The organism is Streptomyces auratus (assembly GCF_050433025.1).
GTDB classification, from domain to species: domain Bacteria; phylum Actinomycetota; class Actinomycetes; order Streptomycetales; family Streptomycetaceae; genus Streptomyces; species Streptomyces sioyaensis.
This window is the reverse complement of sequence record NZ_JBNGCB010000001.1, coordinates 3,833,780-3,854,111: the sequence shown is the minus strand read 5'-3', so window position 1 is coordinate 3,854,111 and position 20,332 is coordinate 3,833,780. Positions and strand designations below refer to the sequence as shown.

The 20,332-nt window shown below is 70.0% G+C and carries 22 protein-coding genes; 14 read left to right on the top strand and 8 right to left on the bottom strand.

The window, feature by feature from the left end; translation table 11 throughout:
- Window positions 1-25 precede the first annotated feature (25 nt).
- The gene (locus tag BKA18_RS16685; RefSeq protein WP_366048236.1) at window positions 26-532 is read left to right on the top strand and encodes a cupin domain-containing protein; all 507 of its coding nucleotides are present in this window, start codon (window positions 26-28) and stop codon (window positions 530-532) included.
- Window positions 529-1,353 carry an SDR family NAD(P)-dependent oxidoreductase gene (locus BKA18_RS16680; RefSeq protein ID WP_366048237.1) on the top strand — a complete coding sequence of 275 codons (825 nt, stop codon included), beginning with the start codon at window positions 529-531 and terminating at the stop codon, window positions 1,351-1,353. Before BKA18_RS16685 ends, BKA18_RS16680 begins: the two co-directional genes overlap by 4 nt.
- A 103-nt stretch (window positions 1,354-1,456) precedes the next feature.
- On the opposite strand, the gene BKA18_RS16675 is transcribed toward BKA18_RS16680, so the two are convergent.
- Window positions 1,457-2,008 (bottom strand): hypothetical protein, encoded by a 552-nt coding sequence (locus BKA18_RS16675; RefSeq protein WP_078568699.1) that lies wholly within the window; start codon window positions 2,006-2,008, stop codon window positions 1,457-1,459.
- A gap of 304 nt (window positions 2,009-2,312) precedes the next feature.
- Between BKA18_RS16675 and hemL the strand changes: the two genes are divergently transcribed.
- The 7 genes from hemL to ccsB all read left to right on the top strand — a co-directional run bounded on the left by hemL (window position 2,313) and on the right by ccsB (window position 10,083).
- Window positions 2,313-3,638 carry a glutamate-1-semialdehyde 2,1-aminomutase gene (hemL, locus tag BKA18_RS16670; RefSeq protein ID WP_366048238.1) on the top strand — a complete coding sequence of 442 codons (1,326 nt, stop codon included), beginning with the start codon at window positions 2,313-2,315 and terminating at the stop codon, window positions 3,636-3,638.
- 56 nt (window positions 3,639-3,694) lie between these two features.
- Window positions 3,695-4,375 carry a histidine phosphatase family protein gene (locus BKA18_RS16665; RefSeq protein WP_093483889.1) on the top strand — a complete coding sequence of 227 codons (681 nt, stop codon included), beginning with the start codon at window positions 3,695-3,697 and terminating at the stop codon, window positions 4,373-4,375.
- Between the two features lie 144 nt (window positions 4,376-4,519).
- Window positions 4,520-5,749 carry a polysaccharide deacetylase family protein gene (locus tag BKA18_RS16660; protein ID WP_366048240.1) on the top strand — a complete coding sequence of 410 codons (1,230 nt, stop codon included), beginning with the start codon at window positions 4,520-4,522 and terminating at the stop codon, window positions 5,747-5,749.
- Between the two features lie 77 nt (window positions 5,750-5,826).
- Window positions 5,827-6,441: a TlpA family protein disulfide reductase gene (locus tag BKA18_RS16655; protein ID WP_006604777.1), complete on the top strand. Its 615-nt coding sequence runs from the start codon at window positions 5,827-5,829 to the stop codon at window positions 6,439-6,441.
- Between the two features lie 4 nt (window positions 6,442-6,445).
- The gene (locus tag BKA18_RS16650; protein ID WP_006604778.1) at window positions 6,446-7,207 is read left to right on the top strand and encodes a cytochrome c biogenesis CcdA family protein; all 762 of its coding nucleotides are present in this window, start codon (window positions 6,446-6,448) and stop codon (window positions 7,205-7,207) included.
- A 3-nt stretch (window positions 7,208-7,210) separates the two neighbouring features.
- Complete coding sequence (resB, locus tag BKA18_RS16645; protein ID WP_366048242.1) at window positions 7,211-8,998, top strand: cytochrome c biogenesis protein ResB; 1,788 nt, start codon at window positions 7,211-7,213, stop codon at window positions 8,996-8,998.
- Entirely contained in the window at window positions 8,995-10,083 is a 1,089-nt protein-coding gene (gene ccsB, locus BKA18_RS16640; RefSeq protein WP_366048243.1) for a c-type cytochrome biogenesis protein CcsB, read from the top strand. The genes resB and ccsB overlap by 4 nt, the downstream gene beginning before the upstream one ends.
- Window positions 10,084-10,295: 212 nt before the next feature.
- On the opposite strand, the gene BKA18_RS16635 is transcribed toward ccsB, so the two are convergent.
- The 4 genes from BKA18_RS16635 to BKA18_RS16620 form a co-directional block, all read right to left on the bottom strand.
- Window positions 10,296-11,723, bottom strand: coding sequence for an alkaline phosphatase family protein (locus BKA18_RS16635; protein WP_366048245.1), 1,428 nt, complete (start codon window positions 11,721-11,723; stop codon window positions 10,296-10,298).
- A 213-nt stretch (window positions 11,724-11,936) separates the two neighbouring features.
- Complete coding sequence (locus BKA18_RS16630; RefSeq protein WP_366048246.1) at window positions 11,937-12,584, bottom strand: DUF4291 domain-containing protein; 648 nt, start codon at window positions 12,582-12,584, stop codon at window positions 11,937-11,939.
- 58 nt (window positions 12,585-12,642) lie between these two features.
- Window positions 12,643-13,179, bottom strand: coding sequence for a nucleoside deaminase (locus BKA18_RS16625; RefSeq protein WP_366048247.1), 537 nt, complete (start codon window positions 13,177-13,179; stop codon window positions 12,643-12,645).
- Between the two features lie 27 nt (window positions 13,180-13,206).
- The gene (locus BKA18_RS16620; RefSeq protein WP_366048248.1) at window positions 13,207-13,608 is read right to left on the bottom strand and encodes a PLD nuclease N-terminal domain-containing protein; all 402 of its coding nucleotides are present in this window, start codon (window positions 13,606-13,608) and stop codon (window positions 13,207-13,209) included.
- 88 nt (window positions 13,609-13,696) lie between these two features.
- Between BKA18_RS16620 and BKA18_RS16615 the strand changes: the two genes are divergently transcribed.
- Both BKA18_RS16615 and mqnP read left to right on the top strand, forming a co-directional pair.
- Window positions 13,697-15,151, top strand: a complete 1,455-nt coding sequence (locus BKA18_RS16615) for a menaquinone biosynthesis decarboxylase (RefSeq protein ID WP_366048249.1) — start codon at window positions 13,697-13,699, stop codon at window positions 15,149-15,151.
- On the top strand, window positions 15,148-16,050 hold the full coding sequence (gene mqnP / locus BKA18_RS16610; RefSeq protein WP_366048250.1) for a menaquinone biosynthesis prenyltransferase MqnP: 903 nt from the start codon (window positions 15,148-15,150) through the stop codon (window positions 16,048-16,050). The genes BKA18_RS16615 and mqnP overlap by 4 nt, the downstream gene beginning before the upstream one ends.
- 98 nt (window positions 16,051-16,148) lie before the next feature.
- Here mqnP and BKA18_RS16605 read toward each other — a convergent pair whose 3' ends face one another.
- The gene (locus BKA18_RS16605) at window positions 16,149-16,739 is read right to left on the bottom strand and encodes a magnetosome magnetite crystal formation protein family (RefSeq protein ID WP_366048251.1); all 591 of its coding nucleotides are present in this window, start codon (window positions 16,737-16,739) and stop codon (window positions 16,149-16,151) included.
- A 93-nt stretch (window positions 16,740-16,832) separates the two neighbouring features.
- Window positions 16,833-17,426 carry a rhomboid family intramembrane serine protease gene (locus BKA18_RS16600; RefSeq protein ID WP_366048252.1) on the bottom strand — a complete coding sequence of 198 codons (594 nt, stop codon included), beginning with the start codon at window positions 17,424-17,426 and terminating at the stop codon, window positions 16,833-16,835.
- Between the two features lie 116 nt (window positions 17,427-17,542).
- On the opposite strand from BKA18_RS16600, the gene BKA18_RS16595 reads away from it, so the two are divergent.
- Complete coding sequence (locus BKA18_RS16595) at window positions 17,543-18,265, top strand: UbiX family flavin prenyltransferase (RefSeq protein WP_093483870.1); 723 nt, start codon at window positions 17,543-17,545, stop codon at window positions 18,263-18,265.
- Here the strand turns inward: BKA18_RS16595 and BKA18_RS16590 are convergent.
- Window positions 18,262-18,396: a hypothetical protein gene (locus BKA18_RS16590; RefSeq protein ID WP_366048254.1), complete on the bottom strand. Its 135-nt coding sequence runs from the start codon at window positions 18,394-18,396 to the stop codon at window positions 18,262-18,264. The genes BKA18_RS16595 and BKA18_RS16590 overlap by 4 nt on opposite strands.
- Window positions 18,397-18,515: 119 nt before the next feature.
- Between BKA18_RS16590 and BKA18_RS16585 the strand changes: the two genes are divergently transcribed.
- The gene (locus BKA18_RS16585; protein WP_006604791.1) at window positions 18,516-18,974 is read left to right on the top strand and encodes an Lrp/AsnC family transcriptional regulator; all 459 of its coding nucleotides are present in this window, start codon (window positions 18,516-18,518) and stop codon (window positions 18,972-18,974) included.
- 155 nt (window positions 18,975-19,129) lie between these two features.
- A complete protein-coding gene (gene mqnE, locus BKA18_RS16580; protein WP_429638418.1) occupies window positions 19,130-20,293 on the top strand; it encodes an aminofutalosine synthase MqnE in 1,164 nt (387 codons plus the stop codon).
- The last annotated feature ends 39 nt before the right edge of the window (window positions 20,294-20,332 follow it).

Sequence of the window (20,332 nt, the reverse complement as noted above, 5' to 3'; positions counted from 1 at the left end):
GCGACGAGTGGGAGGCAGCCCGCAGATGGACGACCGGCACACGTCCCACGACCGGCTCCCTGAGGCGCTGATCGATTTCTACGGGCTGGCGCCGTTGCCCCGCGAGGGCGGGCGCTACCGGCGCACCTGGGCGGGTCCCGAGCGCCCCGACGGGCGGCCCGAGGGCTCGGCGATCGTGATGCTGCTGACCGCCGAGCCGGGCGACTTCTCCGCCCTGCACCGACTCCCCACCGACGAGATCTGGCACTTCTACCGGGGCGATCCGCTCACCCTGTTCCTCCTTGCGGAAGGCAGTGCCGCCCGTACGGTCGTGCTCGGGCCGGACGTCCTGGGCGGACAGCACGTCCAGTTCACGGTGCCGGCCGGTACGTGGATGGCCGCCGAGGTCGCCGACGGCGGTGCCTGGACGCTCTTCGGCTGCACGATGGCGCCCGGATTCACCTTCGAGGACTACGAGCACGGGGACGCCGCCGAATTGGCCGCGCGCTTTCCCCGGGAGGCGGCGCGGATCACGGCGCTGAGCCGGCCATGACCGAGACCCCCTCCGACGCCGCCCCCGGCCCGCGCGACCCCGGGCTGCCCGATCTGCGCGGTCAGGTCGCTCTTGTCACCGGCGCCTCCGGGGGCCTCGGCGGCGGGATCGCGCTGCGCTTCGCCGCCGCGGGCGCCGCCGTCGTGGTGCATTACCGCACGGGCGCCCGGGCGGCGCGGGCGCTGGTCGAGCGGATCGAGGCGGACGGCGGGAGCGCGCTGGCGCTGCGCGCCGATCTGGCCGTCGAGGAGGAGTGCCACCGCCTGGTGACCGAGGCGGCCGGCTGGCGCGGGCGGCTCACCGCGCTGGTGAACAACGCGGGGGTGCAGCCGACGCAGGAGCTGGCGGCGATGTCGCTCGCCGACTGGCGGGCGGTGGCGGATCCCACGGTGCACAGCGTCTTCGCCTGTACCCAGGCCGCGGTGGCCGTGATGCGGGCGGACCGGGGGACCTCCGGGCCGACGGGGGGCTCGGTCACCCACATCGCCTCGATCGAGGCGGCCCGTCCGGCGCCGCGACACGCCCACTACTGCGCGTCCAAGGCGGCGGTGGTGATGCACGCGCGGTCGGCGGCGCTGGAGTACGGGCCCTACGGGATCCGCGTCAACAGCGTCTCGCCCGGTCTGATCGCCCGTCCCGGCCTGGCGGAGGACTGGCCGGAGGGGGTGCGCCGCTGGCAAGAGGCGGCGCCCGCCGGGCGGTTGGGGCGGCCGCAGGACGTGGGCGACGCCTGTGTCTTCCTGGCCTCGCCGATGGCGTCCTGGATCACCGGACACGATCTGGTCGTCGACGGCGGTGTCTCGGCCCGCCCCACATGGTGACCCGGCGGCCCGGGACTCACCGGATGACCGGCGAGCCCCGCCCCGCCCGGTGGACCGGCCCGGCACCTCGCGCGCCGAGGGCCGCCGCGTCCGCGCTGAACCGTTACGGCCAGACCAGGCAGTACGCCTGGTGCCCCGCCTCGTGCAGCCGGTGGCTGAAGTCCTGCCACTCGTGCAGGAGCTGGTAGACGGAGAACGCGTCGCGCGGGCCGCCGCGGTCGGGGACCGTGGACCAGATGAAGGCGGCCGCGCCGACCGACTCCTCGCCGACCCCGCGCAGCGGGTCGACCACGGTCATGGGGAGCTTGACGACGGCGTAGTCGGGGTGGAGGACGACAAGCTCCAGCGGCGGAACCTTATGGAGCGGTATGCCCTCTATACCTGTGAGGACCATGGCGGCCATCGTCTCCGGCTTGATCTTGGAGAACATGCCGCCCATGCCGAGTTCGTCACCGCCGAGCTCTTCGGGGCGCATGGAGATCGGGACGCGGGCCGCGGTCGCGCCGTTGGGCGCGCCGAAGTACTTGTACGTCACCCCCATGCGGCCGCCCCTGATGTCCCCGCCCGTGGTTTCCTCGCGCCGGTGACGGCCGCGCTGGGCGCGCTCGGGACCCCGGTCATTGGTTCCCTCGCCCAGTTCGCCACCGCGATGCATATCTCCACCCGACCACTCGCAGCCCCAGCCGCGCAACCCGATCATCGTCTCAGAGACCTCCCCCGTCACCGGCGCGCGAAACGCCCGGCCGCACGCCGCCGTGCGCCTCTGAGACCATTGCTTGCGTGACTTACTCGTACGTCGGCCCCAGTTTCGCAGACGAGTGGGGGCTGACGCCCGGTCGAAAGCGAGAGGAATCAAAAAAGGATCGAGACTGAACCGAGCGGCCCGTCCACACGTACCGCGAGGGATTCTCGTACCGATGCCATCCGGGCCGCGTCCGCGCGCCGCCCTACCGCCGTTTATGCAGGTCAGGATCACCGTGTCTTTTCCGTATGAAGCCCCAGTTTCGCAGTCGCTGTTCGACCGGGCGTCCGCCGTGACGCCGGGCGGCGTCAATTCTCCGGTCCGCGCGTTCCGCGCTGTGGGGGGTACGCCCCGGTTCATGGTGTCCGGCGCCGGTCCGTACCTCACCGACGCCGATGGCCGTGAATATGTGGACCTCGTGTGCTCGTGGGGGCCGATGATCCTCGGCCACTCGCACCCCGAGGTGATCGCCGCGGTCCAGGATGCGGTCGCCCGCGGGACGTCCTTCGGTACGCCCGGTGCCGGCGAGGTCGAGCTGGCCGAGGAGATCGTGGCCCGGATCGAGCCGGTCGAGCAGGTGCGGCTGGTCTCCAGCGGGACCGAGGCGACGATGTCGGCGATCCGGCTGGCGCGCGGCTTCACCGGCCGGCCGAAGGTGATCAAGTTCGCCGGCTGCTACCACGGGCACGTGGACGCGCTGCTGGCCGCCGCGGGTTCGGGCGTGGCGACCTTCGGTCTGCCCGACACGCCGGGCGTGACGGGTGCCCAGGCCGGCGACACGATCGTGCTGCCGTACAACGACCTGGAGTCGGTGCGGGCCGCGTTCGCCGCGCACCCGGGCGAGGTCGCCTGTGTGATCACGGAGGCGGCGCCGGGCAACATGGGTGTCGTGCCGCCGCTGCCCGGCTTCAACCAGGGCCTGAAGGACCTCTGCGCCGGCAACGGCGCGCTCTACATCTCCGACGAGGTGATGACGGGCTTCCGCGTCAGCAAGGCCGGTTGGTACGGAATTGACGGGGTACGTCCGGATCTCATGACGTTCGGCAAGGTCATGGGCGGTGGCTTCCCGGCCGCGGCCTTCGGCGGCCGGGCCGACGTCATGGCGCATCTCGCCCCGGCCGGCCCCGTCTACCAGGCGGGCACCCTGTCCGGGAACCCGATCGCCACCGCCGCGGGTGTCGCCCAGCTGCGGCTGTTGGACGACGCCGCGTACGAGAAGGTCGACGCGGTCTCGGCGGAGGTGCGGGGCCTGGTCACCGCCGCGCTGGCGAAGGAGGGCGTGGCGCACCGGATCCAGGCCGCGGGGAACATGTTCACGGTCTTCTTCACGGATGCCGAGGTGACCGATTACGACGCCGCCAAGGCGCAGGACTCGTTCCGCTTCACCGCCTTCTTCCACTCGATGCTGTCGCAGGGCGTCTACCTCCCGCCGTCCGCCTTCGAGTCGTGGTTCGTCTCGACCGCGCACGACACGGCGGCCGTCGAGCGGATCGCCGCCGCACTCCCGGCCGCCGCGCGGGCCGCGGCCGAAGCGACCGCCTGAGGCAAGGGTCCGGCGCCGCCGGCGCCCGCCGGCCGACGACTGAATGAATGGGTGACATGAGCAGCGAAGACATCACCGTCGTGCATCTGATGCGGCACGGCGAGGTGCACAACCCCGACGGCGTCCTCTACGGGCGCCGGCCCGGCTACCACCTCTCCGACCTGGGGCGGAAGATGGCCGACCGGGTGGCGGAGCACCTCGCGGGGCGCGACATCACGCATGTCGTCGCCTCGCCGCTGGAGCGCGCGCAGGAGACCGCGGAGCCGATCGCCGGTGCGCACGGCCTGGAGCTGGCCACCGATGAGCGGCTGATCGAGGCCGGCAACGTCTTCGAGGGGAAGACCTTCGGGGTCGGTGACGGCGCGCTGAAGAAGCCGGGGAACTGGAAGTACCTGACGAATCCGTTTCGCCCGTCGTGGGGCGAGCCGTACATCGAGCAGGTCGTACGGATGATGGCGGCGCTGGGGGCGGCGCGCGACGCGGCGCGCGGGCACGAGGCGGTGGCGGTCAGCCATCAGCTGCCGATCTGGATCGTGCGCAGCTTCGCCGAGCGGCGCCGGCTGTGGCACGACCCGCGGAAGCGGCAGTGCACGCTGGCCTCGCTGACGTCGTTCACCTTCCACGGCGACAAGATCATTTCGGTGGGGTACAGCGAGCCGGCGCGCGACCTGGTTCCCTCCCATCTTCTGGCGGGCGCCAAACCCGTCAAGGGAAAGGCCAAGGCTTTCGGGGCCTGACGCTGCATCATCTGGCGGAGTGTCAAAGCCAGGAAAAATGAAAATCTGAGCGATTAGCCGGAACCCCAACGCTCGACATGCCCTCTTCTCGGTTGTCCGTTTATATGGATATCGAGTTCGGCGAGCACGGATGGGGTCGAGGGTATGCGCGCGATGAGTCGGCGACACCTGTTGGGGATGGGAGTGGGAGCAGCCGCGGCGCTGGGCGTCGCCGGCTGCTCGTCGTCGGACTCTGATAACGCGGGGGCGGACAAGCAGCGGGTCAAGAACTCGGTCCAGGCCCGGTCGAAGCCCATCGGTGACGGTTCGACCGCGAATTCCGGCGCGCAGCCCCATCAGCCCAAGGCCCCCGAACGGCTGGCGCCCGGTCAGACCCCTCCGCAGTTCGTGGTCTTTTCCTGGGACGGGGCCGGAGAGGTCGGCAACGGCCTCTTCCCCCGTTTCCTCAAGCTCGCCAAGGACCACGGCGCGGCGATGACCTTCTTCCTCTCCGGGCTCTATCTCCTGCCGGAATCCAAGAAGCACCTCTACAACCCGCCGAACAACCAGCGGGGCGCCTCCGCCATCGGCTACCTCAGCGACGACCACATCAAGGAGACCCTGAAGTACGTGCGGGAGGCCTGGCTGGACGGCCACGAGATCGGTACCCACTTCAACGGGCACTTCTGCGGCGACGCCCCGACCTCGGTCAAGCACTGGACGCCCCGGCAGTGGCAGTCCGAGATCGACCAGGCGATGGACTTCGTCACGAAGTGGCGCACGAACACCGGGTTCACCGATGTCGAAGCGTTGCCGTTCGACTACCGCAAGGAATTGGTCGGCAGCCGCACCCCCTGCCTGCTCGGCCAGGACAACCTGCTGCCCACCGCCAAGGAACTCGGCTGGCGTTATGACGCCAGTTCGAGCGGCGGTCTCCAGATGTGGCCGAAGAAGAAGATGGGCATCTGGGACTTCCCGCTCCAGCTGATTCCGTTCCCGGGGCACCGTTTCCAGGTGCTCTCGATGGACTACAACATCATGTTCAATCAGTCGAAGAACTCCACGAAGGGCCCGCCGGCCAACTACCCGGGCTGGCGGCAGCAGGCCACCGACGCATACATTTCCGGATTCCGCCGGGCCTACGAGACCAATCGCGCGCCGTTCTTCATCGGCAACCACTTCGAGCAGTGGAATGGCGGCATCTACATGGACGCCGTCGAGGAAGCGCTCAAGCACATTGCCAACGAGCAAAACAAAGATGTCCGCCTGGTGTCGTTCCGGCAGTTCACCGATTGGCTCGACGCACAGGACCCGCAGGTGCTGAGCAAGCTCCAGCAGCTTCCCGTCGGTCAGCGTCCGAACGGCGGCTGGAAGTCGTTTTTGTCAGCTGCTTGACATGCACAGCCGGGCTGCGACGGGCCGTCGGAGGGGGGCGCGGAAGATCCGTAAATGGCCCATGCGAAACTTTTCACATGAGTGCCTGCCGCGTCCCACGCCGCCTCACGAGCCGACGCCGTCTCGCCCTGCTCGCCGCAGGGGCCGCGGCCGCATCGCTGACGCTGAGCGCCTGCGGCGACGGCGCCTCCGGCGGCTCGGCGCAGACCCGCTTCGTCCAGGGCAAGAACGGCATCGACACCGTCAAGAAGGACGAGCGGCAGCCCGCGCCCGACCTCTCCGGTGAGACCACCACCGGCAAGAAGCTGGACGTCGCCGCCTACAAGGGCAAGGTCGTCGTCCTCAATGTCTGGGGATCATGGTGCGGCCCCTGTATCGCCGAGGCGCCGAACTTCGCCAAGGTCGCGAACGAGACCAAGAGCAAGGGCGTCCAGTTCATCGGGATCAACACCCGCGACTCCCAGAAGTCGCAGGCCACCAGCTTCGAGGAAGAGCACAAGGTGCCCTACCCGAGCCTGTTCGACCCCACCGGCCGGCTGATGCTGCGCTTCCCCAAGGGCAGCCTCAACCCGCAGTCGATCCCCTCCACGATCGCCATCGACCGGCACGGCAACATCGCCGCCCGGTCGATCGGCCCGCTCGCCGAGAACGAGCTGCGCAAGATGATCGCCCCGCTGCTCGCCGAGAAGTGATCACGTGACGCTGCTCGCCGCCGCCGCGGAAAACCAGACCGTCCTCAACGGCACGCTCCTCGCCGCCGTCCCCATCGCGCTCCTCGCCGGGCTCGTCTCGTTCTTCTCGCCCTGCGTCCTGCCGCTGGTACCGGGCTACATGTCGTATGTGACCGGCGTCACCGGCACCGACCTCGGTGAGGCCCGGCGCGGGCGGATGCTGGCCGGTGCCGCGCTCTTCGTGCTCGGCTTCACCGCCGTCTTCGTCTCCGGCGGCGCGCTCTTCGGCTTCGCCGGCCGGAGCCTGCTGGAGTACCGGGACGTCATCTCGCGCGTCCTCGGCGTGCTGATGATCCTGCTCGGGCTGGCGTTCGCCGGCGTGCTGCAGCGCTTCGGACAGCGCGAGCTGCGCTTCCACATGAAGCCCGCCATGGGGCTGGCCGGCGCGCCGGTGCTCGGGGTGCTCTTCGGCGTCGGCTGGACGCCTTGCCTGGGTCCGACCTTCGCCGCCGTCAGCACCCTGACGTTCTACGATGCCAGCGCCGCGCGCGGGGCCCTGCTCACCGTGGCGTACTGCCTGGGCCTGGGCCTGCCGTTCATCGCCGTCGCGCTGGCCTTCCGCCGGGTGCTCGGGGCCTTCGGCTGGGTCAAGCGGCACTATCAGTGGGTGATGCGGCTCGGCGGCGGCATGATGGTCGCGCTCGGCATCCTCCTCGTCACCGGCATCTGGGACAGCCTGATGTCCGACCTGCAGAGCTGGGCACAAAGCTCCACCGTTGGGATCTGATTGATGTCCACCAAGACCGACACCCCCCACGAGCCGGGCTCCGCGGCCGATCCGGGCAGCGATCTCGGCGCCGCCGGGTCCCAGCTCTCGACCGCGCCGCAGGAGGAGGCCACCTTCCCCTCGCTCGGCCCGATCGGCTGGGCGCGCTGGTTCTGGCGGCAGCTGACCTCGATGCGGGTGGCGCTGCTGCTGCTCTTCCTGCTGTCGATCGGTGCGATCCCCGGCTCGCTGATCCCACAGACCAGCATCGACCCGGTCAAGGTCGACCAGTTCAAGGCCGACCACGCCACCCTCGGCGACATCTACGACAAGCTCGGGATGTTCCACGTCTACAGCTCGGTGTGGTTCTCGGCGATCTATCTGCTGCTGTTCATCTCGCTGATCGGCTGCATCGTGCCGCGCAGCTGGCAGTTCGTCGGACAGCTCCGCGGCCGCCCGCCGGGCGCCCCGCGCCGGCTGACCCGGCTGCCCGCGTACACCACCTGGCGCACCGACGCGGCGCCCGAGGAGGTCCTCGGCGCGGCCCAGCGGCTGTTGAAGAAGCGGCGGTTCCGCGCCCACCGGGCCGGCACCGCCGTCGCCGCCGAGAAGGGCTATCTGCGCGAGGCCGGCAACCTCGTCTTCCATGTCGCGCTGATCGTGATGCTGGTGGCGTTCGCCGTCGGCAGCCTGTGGAAGTCCGAGGGCGGCAAGCTGGTCACCGAGGGCGACGGCTTCGCCAACAGCCTCACCCAGTTCGACGATTTCAAGTCCGGTGCCTTCTTCGACACCGACACGATGGAGCCCTTCGGCTTCACGCTGAACAAGTTCGAGGCGACCTACGAGCGCAGCGGCCCCCAGAAGGGCACCCCGCGGACCTTCCGCGCCCATCTGACGTACTACACCGGCGCGGACGGCAAGGAGCACCGGCGGGCGGTCGAGGTGAACACCCCGCTGGACATCGCGGGTTCGAAGGTCTTCCTGCTCTCGCACGGCTATGCGCCGGAGGTGACCGTCAAGGACGGCCGCGGCAAGGTCGTCTACAAGGGCGCGGTCCCCTTCCTCCCGCAGGATCCCAAGAACCTCACCTCGACCGGTGTGGTGAAGGTGCCGGGCGCGCAGACCAAGGACGGCAAGCGCAATCAGCTGGGCTTCCAGGGCTTCTTCGTGCCGACGTTCGGCGGCAAGGGATCCGGGTCGATGTTCTCCCAGTTCCCCGCGCTGGACTACCCGGTGCTGACGTTGACCGCCTACCACGGTGATCTGGGCGTCGACTCGGGGCTGCCGCAGAACGTCTACCAGCTGCAGAAGAAGTATCTGAAGCAGTACAAGGTCAAGGGCGCCCCGCTCGCCAAGATGATGCTGCCCGGCGAGACGATGAAGCTGCCGAACGGCGACGGCAGCATCCAGTTCACCGGCATCAAGAACTGGGCTAGCTTCAAGATCACCCACCAGCCCGGCAACGGCCTCGCGCTGACCGGCGCGGTCGCCGCGCTGCTGGGCCTGGCCGGCTCGCTGTTCATCCAGCGGCGCCGGGTGTGGGTCCGGGCCGAACAGGGGGCGGACGGGGTGACCGTCGTCGAGATGGCCGGCCTCGGCCGCAGCGAGTCGCCGCGGTTGCCGGAGGAACTCGGCGATCTCGCGGTGGCGCTGGAGCCCGACGCCCCGCTCGTCCCGGACGCCGCGACCGGCCCGGAATCCGATCCGCAGCCCGATCCGGCGGCCCCCGCTGCCGACTCCGGCTCCGAAGACCCCGCGGAGCCCACTGACTCTGACGGTCCTGCTGAACCCTCCGAAGGAGCGCGCGCGTGAACATCGCTGCCGCCGCCAACGAGACGCTGGCGCACAACAGCAATCTGCTGGTCTATTCGGCAATGGCGGTCTATACGCTCGCCTTCGTCGCCCACATGAGCGAGTGGGTGTTCGGCAGCCGCAGCAAGGTCGCCCGCACCGCCGCCGCGCTGACCTCCCAGGCCAAGGCGCCCGCGACGGTCTCCGTCAAGGTGGCACAGCAGGGCGGCGGGACCGCCGTACTGGAGCGCCCCAAGGTCATCACCAAGTCCGCCGCCGGCAGCCGCGACGTCCCCGACGGCCCGGGCGCCGCGGGCGGCACGGAGAAGGGCGACCTCTACGGGCGGATCGCCGTCTCGCTGACCGTCCTGGCCTGGGGCCTGCACGTGGGCGGCGTCATCACCCGCGCCCTGTCCGTACAGCGTGCCCCCTGGGGCAACATGTACGAGTTCTCCACCACCTTCGCCGCGGTCGCGGTGGGCATCTACCTGCTGTTGCTCACCCTCCGGAAGAACGTCCGCTGGATCGGGCTGCCGCTGGTCACCACCGTCCTGCTCGACCTCGGGCTGGCCGTCTCGGTGCTCTACACCGCCAGCGACCAGCTGGTGCCCGCGCTGCACTCGTACTGGCTGTGGATCCACGTCAGCTGCGCGATCCTCTCGGGCGCGGTGCTCTACCTCGGCGCCGTCGCCACGCTGCTGTTCCTCTTCCGCGACCGTTACGAGGCCAAGCTCGCCGACCCGGCGGGCAAGCAGCCCGGCGCCTTCGCCACCTCGGTGCTGGAGCGGCTGCCCTCGGCCGCCTCGCTCGACAAGTTCGCCTACCGCGTCAACGCCACCGTTTTCCCGCTGTGGACGTTCACCATCATCGCGGGCGCCATCTGGGCCGAGGCCGCCTGGGGCCGCTACTGGGGCTGGGACCCCAAGGAGGTCTGGGCCTTCATCACCTGGGTCGGCTACGCCTGCTATCTGCACGCCCGCTCCACGGCCGGCTGGAAGGGCCGCAAGGCCGCCTGGCTGGGCCTGATCGCGTTCGCCTGCTACCTGTTCAACTACTACGGCGTGAACATCTTCGTGACGGGGCTGCACTCTTACGCCGGGGTCTGATCTGCCGGAGGCCGCTCGCGGCCGACTCCGGGCCGCGGGATTCCGGGCCGCCGGACTCCGGGCCCGCCCGATTCCGGGCCCGCCGATTCCGGCTCACCCGCACCTGTGCCGTACGGGGACCCGGGGCTCATGACGAGCCCCGGCTCCGTACGGCACGGTCGTTTTACGGGGAGCGGCGCACGGCTTACGGGGAGGGACGCACGGCCCGCCTCCTAGCGGCGCCTGCGCCGGCCCCGTTCCTGGCGCGGCGGGTGCTGGTCGGCTCCCGGCAGCGTCGGCTTCGGCAGATGCGCCACGTCCCACTGCGCCTCGGCCAGCTGCTCGGCGGTGTCGTCCGGCAGCCGCGGCGGTCGCCGGGCCGCATGGCGGAAGCCGAACGCCGAGGTCAGATCGCCGAATGCGGACCGGCGCCAGTCGCTGATGTTGGGCTCGGCCACCCCCGTCCAGCGCTCCAGGAACTGCAGCACCGAGGTGTGGTCGAAGGCCTCGCCGGCCGCCCAGCCGCCCACCGTCCACGGCGAGATGATCAGACACGGCACCCGGAAGCCACCGCCGATCGGCAGGCCCTTGACGAACTCGTCCTTCGTCCCCGGGGGCGGCACCGGCGGCGGCACATGATCGAAGAGCCCGTCGTTCTCGTCGTAGTTGAGGATGAAGACGGTCTTGGCCCACACCTTCGGGTTGGATGCGATCGCCTCGATCTTCTGGGCGACGTAGTCGGCGCCGGCGGCCGGCAGATAGTCCGGGTGCTCGGACTGGTGGCTGGTGGGGATCAGCCAGGAGACGGCCGGGAGCCGGTCGGCCCGGGCGTCGTCCTCGAAGGTGCCGGCCGGCTGCGGCCGCATCCCGCGCTCGTAGAGCGGCTGGCCGGGCTGGGAGTCCCGGAAGGTCTGGAACTGCTCCAGGAGGTTGCAGCCGTAGTCGTCCTCCTCCTGGTAGACCTTCCAGCTGATGCCGGCCGCCTCCAGCCGCTCGGCGTAGGTCGTCCAGCGGTACGCCTTGGGCGCGGTGTTGTTGAGCACCGGGCCGCCTCGGGTGCCGCCCGGGTCGAGGGTGCCGGTCATCCAGTACAGCCGGTTGGGCCAGGTGGGGCCGAAGACCGAGCAGAAGTAGTTGTCGCAGAGGGTGAACGATTCGGCGAGGGCGAACTGGAAGGGAATGTCCTCGCGGGTGTGATAGCCCATCACATACGGACCGTTGACCCCGTCGGCCTTGCGGTGCGCGGGCAGCCAGCGGTCCATCTTTCCGCCGTTCCACGCCTCGTGCTGCACGGACCAGGCGTGGCTGGTGGAGGGGATGGCCTGCGCGCTGGACGTGTGCGTGTTGAGGCGGAACGGCAGCAGGTAGCCGTCCGGGTTCTGCGCGTCCGGCTGGTGGAAGACGGACCGGCCGTCCGGCAGCGTCAGGGCCTTCGGGTCGGCGAAGCCGCGCACCCCGCGCAGGGTGCCGAAGTAGTGGTCGAAGGAGCGGTTCTCCTGCATGAGCATGACGACGTGCTCGACGTCGTGCAGTGAGCCGTGACGCGCGGGTCCGGCGGCGACGGCCTTCTGGACACTGGGCGGAAGCAGCGACAGCGCGGCGGCGCCGCCGACCGCGCCAGCCGCGGAGCCGAGGAGTCTGCGTCGGGTCATGTCGGGCATATGTGCCACTCTCCCTGAGTCGCGTGAGCCCTCAGTGGGCCGACTTGACTGTGGCGGTGGCTGAGTTTCCCGGGCAGGGGGAGGTTGCTTAACGACGCCGCAATTGGCCGTGAACGGCTGTGAGTTGGCCGGACGCCGCTACGTCCCGTACGTCACACGAAGCAGCGCACAACGGACCTTCCATGCCCCGCTCTACGTGTTTGAAAAGCCGCGTCAGGACACGCGGCCAAGGCCCGGAGTTCCCTCGGGTGCCGGGTAGGGGCGCTCCTCGGGCAGCAGCGCGGCGGCCGCCGCGGTCTCCCCGGACCGCACCCGCGCCCGGATCTCCTGGGCCAGGGGTGTGACGTCCCTGATCGCCACCGTCCACTCGTCCGCGTACCGCCGCGACGCCTCCCCCGACAGCCCCAGTTGCAGCGAACGGTAAGACAGCGGCCGAAGCCGAAGATCCCGCTCCGGATCCCACTGCACCCGCGCGGGCGACCCCTTCAACTCCCGCTGCCAGGCGCCGCGGTCGGGATGCTCGGCCGGGTCGTAATGCGACAGACAGGCCTGCCGCAACGCCCAGTCGAACCCGTCCCGGTCGATCTCCACGGCGAGCACAGTCTCCTGATCGACCTTCTCGCCCCACCCGCAGCGGTACATCATCCACAGGAACGACGGCTTGATCCATGTCATCCGCTCCCGCTTCCACGCAGCCGGAAACCGCCCGTCCCGCGCGGCCGGCAGTCCCAGCGCGGGCGCGTATGCCTGATACACCGTCACTGTTTGTGCGGTGTACCGGGCGCGGATCCGGCGGAGCGGCTCGGAAGCCGGGGGCGCGGGGGCGTCGAGTGCGTCGAGGGCGTCGGGGGTGGTGCTCATGGGGGCATCCTGGCGGAGGGCGGGGGAGGGGGGCCACCGAAATTGCGCCGGGGAGGCTTCACTCGCCCCCGATATCCTCCCGCCACAACTCCGGCCGTTCCGCGATGAAGTCGCGCATCATCTCCGTGCAAGCGGGGTCGTCCAGGAGGACGATGCGGACGCCGTGCCGGGCCAGCCAGTCGTGGCCGCCGTGGAAGGTGTGGGTCTCGCCGATGAGGACGCGGGAGATGCCGAACTGGCGGATCAGGCCGCTGCAGTACCAGCAGGGGGAGAGGGTGGTGACCATCGTCGTGCCGCGGTAGCTGCGGCGGCGGCCGGCGGCGCGGAAGGCGGCGGTTTCGGCGTGCAGGGTCGGGTCGTCGTCCTGGACGCGGCGGTTGTGGCCGCGGCCGAGGAGGGTGCCGTCCGGGCCGTAGAGCGCCGCGCCGATCGGGATGCCGCCCTCGGCGAGTCCGGCGCGGGCCTCGGCGAGCGCCGTGGCCAGCATGGCGCGGGCCTGTTCCGGGGGAGGGTCGAGGGGGCCGTCGGTGCGGGCGTGCGAGCGGAGTTCGTCGTGGCCGTGATCCCGGTCCTGCGTACGGTCCCTGCGGTCCATGCCGTCACCGTACGCCGGGCGGCAGGGTCAGGGAGTGTCCTCGGGGCCGTCCGCCGCCTCGCGGTTCTTGCGGCGGAGTTCCTCCTCGCGGCGGCGCAGGTCGGCCTCCCAGTCCTTGAGGCGGGACTCGTCCTGCTTGTTCTCGTCCTTGAGGGAGCGGAGGAATTCGGGGTTGTCGTCCGGGGCCACCCAGCGGTGGTTGCGGTGCCATTCCGAGGGCGTGGAGCCGTTGCCCGTGACCGGTCGCCGGGTCTTGCCGGCCACCAGCCAGGCGACCGGGCCGACCAGCACCTCGCCGAAGAGCAGGATGATGAGCACCCAGATGACCTTGGGCAGGCCGCGCACCTGGGATTCGGGGGTGTTCAGGCAGTCGATGAATGCGTAGATCCACAGTGCCAGCACCAGGAGGAACGGCAGATACCTGAGCATTGCGGACGGATCCCCCTGCGTGCGACGGCGGGCCCGCGGCGGGGCCCGGTGACCCGTCCAGGGTAGTGCGTACCCGATACTGGACGGCATGGCTTACGACGATCTTCGCTCGTTCCTGCGCGCACTGGAGCGGGATGGCGACCTCAAGCGCATCAAGGCCGAGGTCGATCCGTATCTGGAAATCGGCGAGATCGTGGACCGGGTGCAGAAGTCCGGTGGCCCGGCGCTGCTCTTCGAGAACGTCAAGGGCTCGGCGATGCCGCTCGCCATGAATGTCTACGGCACCGACCGCCGGCTGCTCAAGGCGCTGGGTCTCACGTCGTACGAGGAGATCAGCGGCAAGATCGGCGGGCTGTTGAAGCCGGAGCTGCCGCACGGGTTCGTCGGTGTGCGCGAGGCGTTCGGGAAGCTCGCCGGGATGACGCACGTCCCGCCCAGGAAGGTCAAGGACGCGCCCGTCCAGGAGGTCGTGTTCCAAGGCGACGAGGTCGATCTGGACCGGCTCCCGGCGCTGTTCACCTGGCCGGAGGACGGCGGCTCCTTCTTCAACCTGGGGCTGACGCACACCAAGCACCCGGAGACCGGGGTGCGCAACCTCGGTCTGTACCGCCTCCAGCGCCATGACAAGCGCACCATCGGGATGCACTGGCAGATCCACAAGGACAGCCGCAACCACTACCAGGTCGCCGCCAAGCGCGGGGAGAAGCTGCCGGTCGCGATCGCCTTCGGCTGCCCGCCGGCGGTGACGTACGCCTCGACCGCACCGCTGCCCGGGGACATCGACGAGTACCTCTTCGCGGGCTTCCTCCAGGGCAAGCGGATCGAGATGGTCGACTGCAAGACCGTGCCGCTGCAGGTCCCGGCGAATGCCGAGGTCGTCATCGAGGGCTGGCTGGAGCCCGGCGAGATGCTGCCCGAGGGCCCGTTCGGCGACCACACCGGCTTCTACACCCCGCAGGAGCCGTTCCCGGCGCTGACCATCGACTGTGTGACGATGCGTAAGCGGCCGCTGCTCCAGTCGATCGTGGTGGGCCGGCCGCCGACGGAGGACGGGCCGCTGGGGCGGGCGACGGAGCGGTTCTTCCTGCCGCTGCTCAAGATCATCGTCCCGGACATCGTGGACTACCACCTGCCGGAGTCCGGCGGCTTCCACAACTGCGCGATCGTCTCGATCGACAAGAAGTACCCCAAACACGCCCAGAAGGTGATGCATGCCATCTGGGGCGCGCACATGATGTCGCTGACCAAGCTGATCGTGGTCGTGGACGCGGACTGCGATGTCCACAACCTCCACGAGGTGTCCTGGCGGGCGCTCGGCAACACCGACTACGCCCGGGACCTGACCGTCGTCGAAGGCCCCGTCGACCATCTCGACCACGCCTCCTACCAGCAGTTCTGGGGCGGCAAGGCAGGTATCGACGCGACGAAGAAGTGGCCCGAGGAGGGCTATACGCGCGACGGGGGCTGGCCGGCGATGGTCGAGTCCGACCCGCCGACGGCGGCGCTGGTCGACCGCCGCTGGAAGGAGTACGGACTCTCGTGAGCAGCGCATCCGCGGCGGTCCCGCAGCCGGGCCGCACCAAGGCGTTTCTGCGCCTGGTGATGATCGAGCACTCGGTCTTCGCGCTGCCCTTCGCCTATATCGCCGCACTGACCGCGATGTACGAGGCGGACCGGCAGATCCACTGGGGGCGGCTGCTGCTCGTCACCGTCGCCATGGTCGGCCTGCGGACGTTCGCGATGGCCGCGAACCGGATCATCGACCGCGAGATCGATGCCCGCAATCCGCGCACCGCGCACCGGGAACTGGTCACCGGCGCGGTGTCGGTGACGTCGGCATGGACGGGCGCGGTGATCGCGCTCGTCGTCTTCCTGGGCGCGGCGGCACTGCTCAACCCCCTGTGCCTGGCGCTCGCGCCCGTCGCGGTGGTGCCGATGGTGGTGTATCCGTACGGCAAGCGGTTCACGAACTTCCCGCAGGCCATCCTCGGCCTCGCCCAGGCGATGGGGCCGATCGGCGCCTGGATCGCGATCACCGGGACCTGGTCCTGGGAGGCGGTGATCCTCGGCATCGCGGTCGGTATCTGGATCGGTGGCTTCGACCTGATCTACGCCTGCCAGGACGTCGAGACGGACCGTGCGGTCGGGGTGCGGTCGGTCCCGGCCCGCTTCGGCATCCCGGCGGCGATCTGGGGGGCCCGCGGCTGTCACCTCGTCACGACGGGGCTCTTCGTCTGGTACGCGCTGGCGACCGGCGCCGGCGTGTTCTTCTGGCTGGGGCTGGTGATCGTGGCGGCGGCCTTCCTCTACGAGCACACGATCGTGAAGCCGCACGACCTCACCCGGTTGAACCGGGCGTTCTTCCAGGTCAACGGGTTCATCGGGATTGCGCTGTTCGTCTGTGCGCTGCTGGATCTGCTGGTGCGCGGGCTGACGGTCTGAGCGCGGCACACGGCGGTTGGGAGCCGAGCCCCGCCCGGTCGGCGCTTCGCCCGGCCGATACGGCGCCGCGCGTCCTCCGGCCGGCCCGCCCCTGCCCCTCAGCCCTTGCTGAGCGGCCAGGCGATCAGCCGCGGGTAGCTCCACAGTTCGCCGCGGGTCGCCTTCACCGTGGCCATGATCGCGCAGACCAGGCCGGCTATGGCGTACGCGCCCATGATCGCGGCGACGGTCAGCAGCGGGACGGCCAGACCGGAGCTCTGGCGCTGGGATTCCGTGGCGACCGCGGCGAAGATGAAGGCGCTGCCGAAGTACAGCACCGCGCCGATGGCCGCCATGATGGCCTGGGTGATGCCGAAGTTCAGCGCCTGGGTGGCGTGGTGGCGGACGTACGGATCGTGCTTGTGGCGTTCGTTGTTGCGGACGGACAACGGGAAGATCCACCCCAGGAGCGCGCCCAGACCGCAGCACATCACCGAGCCGGCGGTGACGATCAGCAGGGTGCCGAGATGGGCCCACATCGCGGGGCTCGTCGAGGCCGACGGCGGCTGGGTGCCGTAGCCGGGCTGCTGGGGGCCGGGGTAGCCGTAGCCGCCGGGAGCGCCGCCGGGCCAGCCCTGTTGCGGGGCTCCGTACGGCTGCTGCGGTCCGCCGCCGTACGGTCCGTACCCGGGCTGGTGGTAGTCGGACATGGTCTGCTCACCCCGTATGCAGTACTGCTGTGTATGGAGGCCGCGTGGTGCGGGGCGTCGTGCCCGCCCCGCGGCTCCCGTTCGATTCCGAGGCTACGTGACGGGTCCGACAGTGGCCCCGGCCGTACCCTCCCGGGCGCGCTCGCGGAAGACGAAGGCCGCCAGCACTCCGCCGATCAGCCCGAACAGGTGCCCCTGCCAGCTGATCTGGCTGTCCGTCGGCAGCGCGCCCCACAGGATCGAGCCGTACAGCGCGCCGATGACCAGGCCGATGCCGATGTCCAGGAGGGAGCGCTCGATGAAGCCGCGCACCAGGAGATAGCCGAAGAGGCCGAAGATGACGCCGGAGGCGCCCGCGGTGTTGCTGTCCGGCGCGGCCGTGAACCAGACGCCCAGCCCGCTGGTGAGGATGATCAGCAGGACGACGGCGAGAAAGCGCCGCACCCCGCTGCGCAGCGCGGCGACGAAGCCGAGCAGCAGCAACGGCAGGGTGTTCGCCATGAGATGGGCGAAGCCGAAGTGCAGAAAGGCGGCGGGCACCACATCGGCCAGCTCGGCGGGCTCGCGCGGCTGGATCCCGAAGGAGTCCAGGGCACCCCCGCTGGCGGTGTCGACGCCCTCCAGTACCCACAGCAGGGCGACCCAGCCCAGCATCAGGCAGATCGCGGACTTCGCGCGTGCTCTCATCTCCGGCCGTCCCTTCTCGCCCCCGGTGGGGCGGCCCTCGGCGGGGCTCCGCGAGGGGCGCACAGGTAAGAACGGCCGTGAGGGGGTCCACGGTTCCGCCGGATAGGCTCGATGCCGTGGAGTCGCCGCACAACAACACCAGCAAGGACCCCGGCCGACGCCGTCCGTGGGTCGTGGGGATCTCCGGTGCGTCCGGGACACCGTATGCCGCGTCCGTCTTGCGCGGGCTGCTCGCCGCCGGGGAGGCGGTGGACCTGATCGTCAGCCGGGCGTCGCGGCTGACCCTGCTGGACGAGACCGGCATCGCCTTCCGGGATGCCCACTGGCGCGCCGACCTGCGGGAATGGCTGGCGCGAGGGGCGGACGGCAAGCCGTCGGCGTTCCCGGTGACGGAGGCGGACCTGGCGGATGTGCGGTACTGGCCGGCCGGGGATCTGGCCGCCGGGCCCTCGTCGGGCTCGTATCCGGTGAAGGGGATGCTGATCGTCCCGGCGAGCACCGCATGCGTGGCCGGGGTGGCGCTCGGGCTGTCGAAGGACCTGCTGCAGCGGGTGGCGAGCGTGACGCTCAAGGAGCGGCGACGGCTGGTGGTCACGGTGCGCGAGACCCCGCTGAACGGTCCGACGCTGAAGCATCTGGTGACGCTGGACGAGGCGGGCGCCGTGGTGCTGCCCGCCTCACCGGCGTTCTATGCGGGAGCGACGCACATCCAGGATCTGGTGGACTTCGTCGCGGGCCGGGTGCTCGATGCGGCCGAGGTGCCGCACGGGCTGTACCGGCGATGGGAGGGGGAGCTGCGGGGTGGCTCCAAGGAAGAGGAGGCCCCGGACGCTCCCTAGCGCTGCTCGGCTGCGGCGGCGCGCCCGAAGCGGCGCCGGGTCCGCGGTGCCGCGGCGCGGTGGGCACGTGAACGATTGGCCTGGTCCTGCAGCTCGCGCATGCGGGCGTAGGCCATCTCGATCGAGTACACGGTGACAACTCCTGAGATCGTCTTTGATCGTCTGAAAGATTCGCAGGGTCTAGACCCTGTATGCCTTAGATTCTACATGCAGAACACGAAAATGCGTAAAGATTGGAAGGCTTGAGGGCATGGACGCGGTGGATAGGCAGCTCATCCAGGCACTTCGTGAGAACGGCCGGGCCTCGTACGCGGAGCTCGGCCGGCTCGTCGGCCTCTCCGGGCCCAGCGTCACGGACCGGATCAACCGGCTCGAAGCGGCCGGAGTGATCACCGGCTACCGCGCGACGGTCGATGCCGCCTCGCTCGGCCTCGGCGTCACCGCGCTGGTGGGCATCTCGCTCTCGGACGCGGCCGATCACGAGGACGTCGCACGCCGGCTGCGCGACCTCGCCGAGATCGAGGACTGCTGGTTCATCGCCGGCGACGACTCGTACATGCTCAAGGTGCGGGTGGGCGATGTGGACGGTCTGGAGCGCACCATCCGGCGGCTGTCCGGCACCAAGGGCGTCTCCCGTACGCGCACCACGATCGTGCTCTCCACCAAGTGGGAGAACCGCGTCGGCGAACTGCCCGAAGAGGCCGAGTAGGCCCCGGTCGCCGGGCGGCACACCGGGAGCGGACGGGCGCGTCAAGGGGGCCCCGTCCGCCTCCATTACGGGGGAGTACGCTCGTCGAAGCCCGTTTCCGGCTCCGAAACGGCACCGATACGGCAGAGACTGGAGGCGACCGGATGGCTGCGTCGATGGATGTGGGCCTCAAGCGTGAGCTGGAGGCGAAGGTCCACGCCGGGGAGCGGCTGACCCGCGAGGACGGTATCGCCCTCTACGAGTGTGACGACCTGGCGTGGCTGGGCGGGCTGGCTCATGAGGTGCGGACGCGCAAGAACGGCGACGTCGTCCACTTCAACGTCAACCGTCACCTCAACATGACGAACGTGTGCACCGCGTCGTGCGCCTACTGCTCCTTCCAGCGCAAGCCGGGCGAGAAGGACGCGTACACGATGCGGATCGAGGAGGCCGTCCGCCTCGCCAAGGCGATGGAGAACGACAACCTCACCGAGCTGCACATCGTCAACGGTCTGCACCCGACGCTGCCGTGGCGCTACTACCCGCGGTCGCTGCGCGAGCTGAAGAAGGCGCTGCCGGACGTCTCCCTGAAGGCCTTCACCGCCACCGAGATCCACCACTTCGAGACCATCTCCGGGCTGAGTGCCTCCGAGATCCTCGACGAGCTGATCGACGCCGGTCTGGAGTCACTGACCGGCGGCGGCGCCGAGATCTTCGACTGGGAGGTGCGCCAGCACATCGTCGACCACCGCACCCACTGGGAGGACTGGTCGCGCATCCACCGCCTCGCCCACGAGAAGGGCCTGAAGACCCCCTCGACGATGCTGTACGGGCACATCGAGGAGCCCCGCCACCGCGTCGACCACGTGCTGCGGCTGCGTGAGCTCCAGGACGAGACCGGTGGCTTCCAGGTCTTCATCCCGCTGCGCTACCAGCACGACTTCGTCGACATGCAGGACGGCAAGGTCCGCAACAAGCTCCAGGCCCGCACGACGATGGCGACCGGCGCGGAGGCCCTGAAGGCCTTCGCGGTCTCCCGCCTCCTCTTCGACAACGTCCCGCACATCAAGTGCTTCTGGGTCATGCACGGCCTGCAGACCACCCAGCTCGCCCTCCAGCACGGCGCCGACGACATGGACGGTTCGGTCGTCGAATACAAGATCACGCACGACGCGGACAACTACGGCACGCCCAACAAGCTGACCCGCGAGGACCTGCTGGAGCTGATCCGGGACGCCGGCTTCCGCCCCGTCGAGCGCAACACCCGCTACGAGGCCATCCGCGAGTACCCGGGCCCGGACCCCGAGCGCCGTGAGTCGCCCCAGCCGATGCGCGTCTGAGCAGGCCGGGGCCGCTGTCAGTGGCGGGAGTTAGGGTCC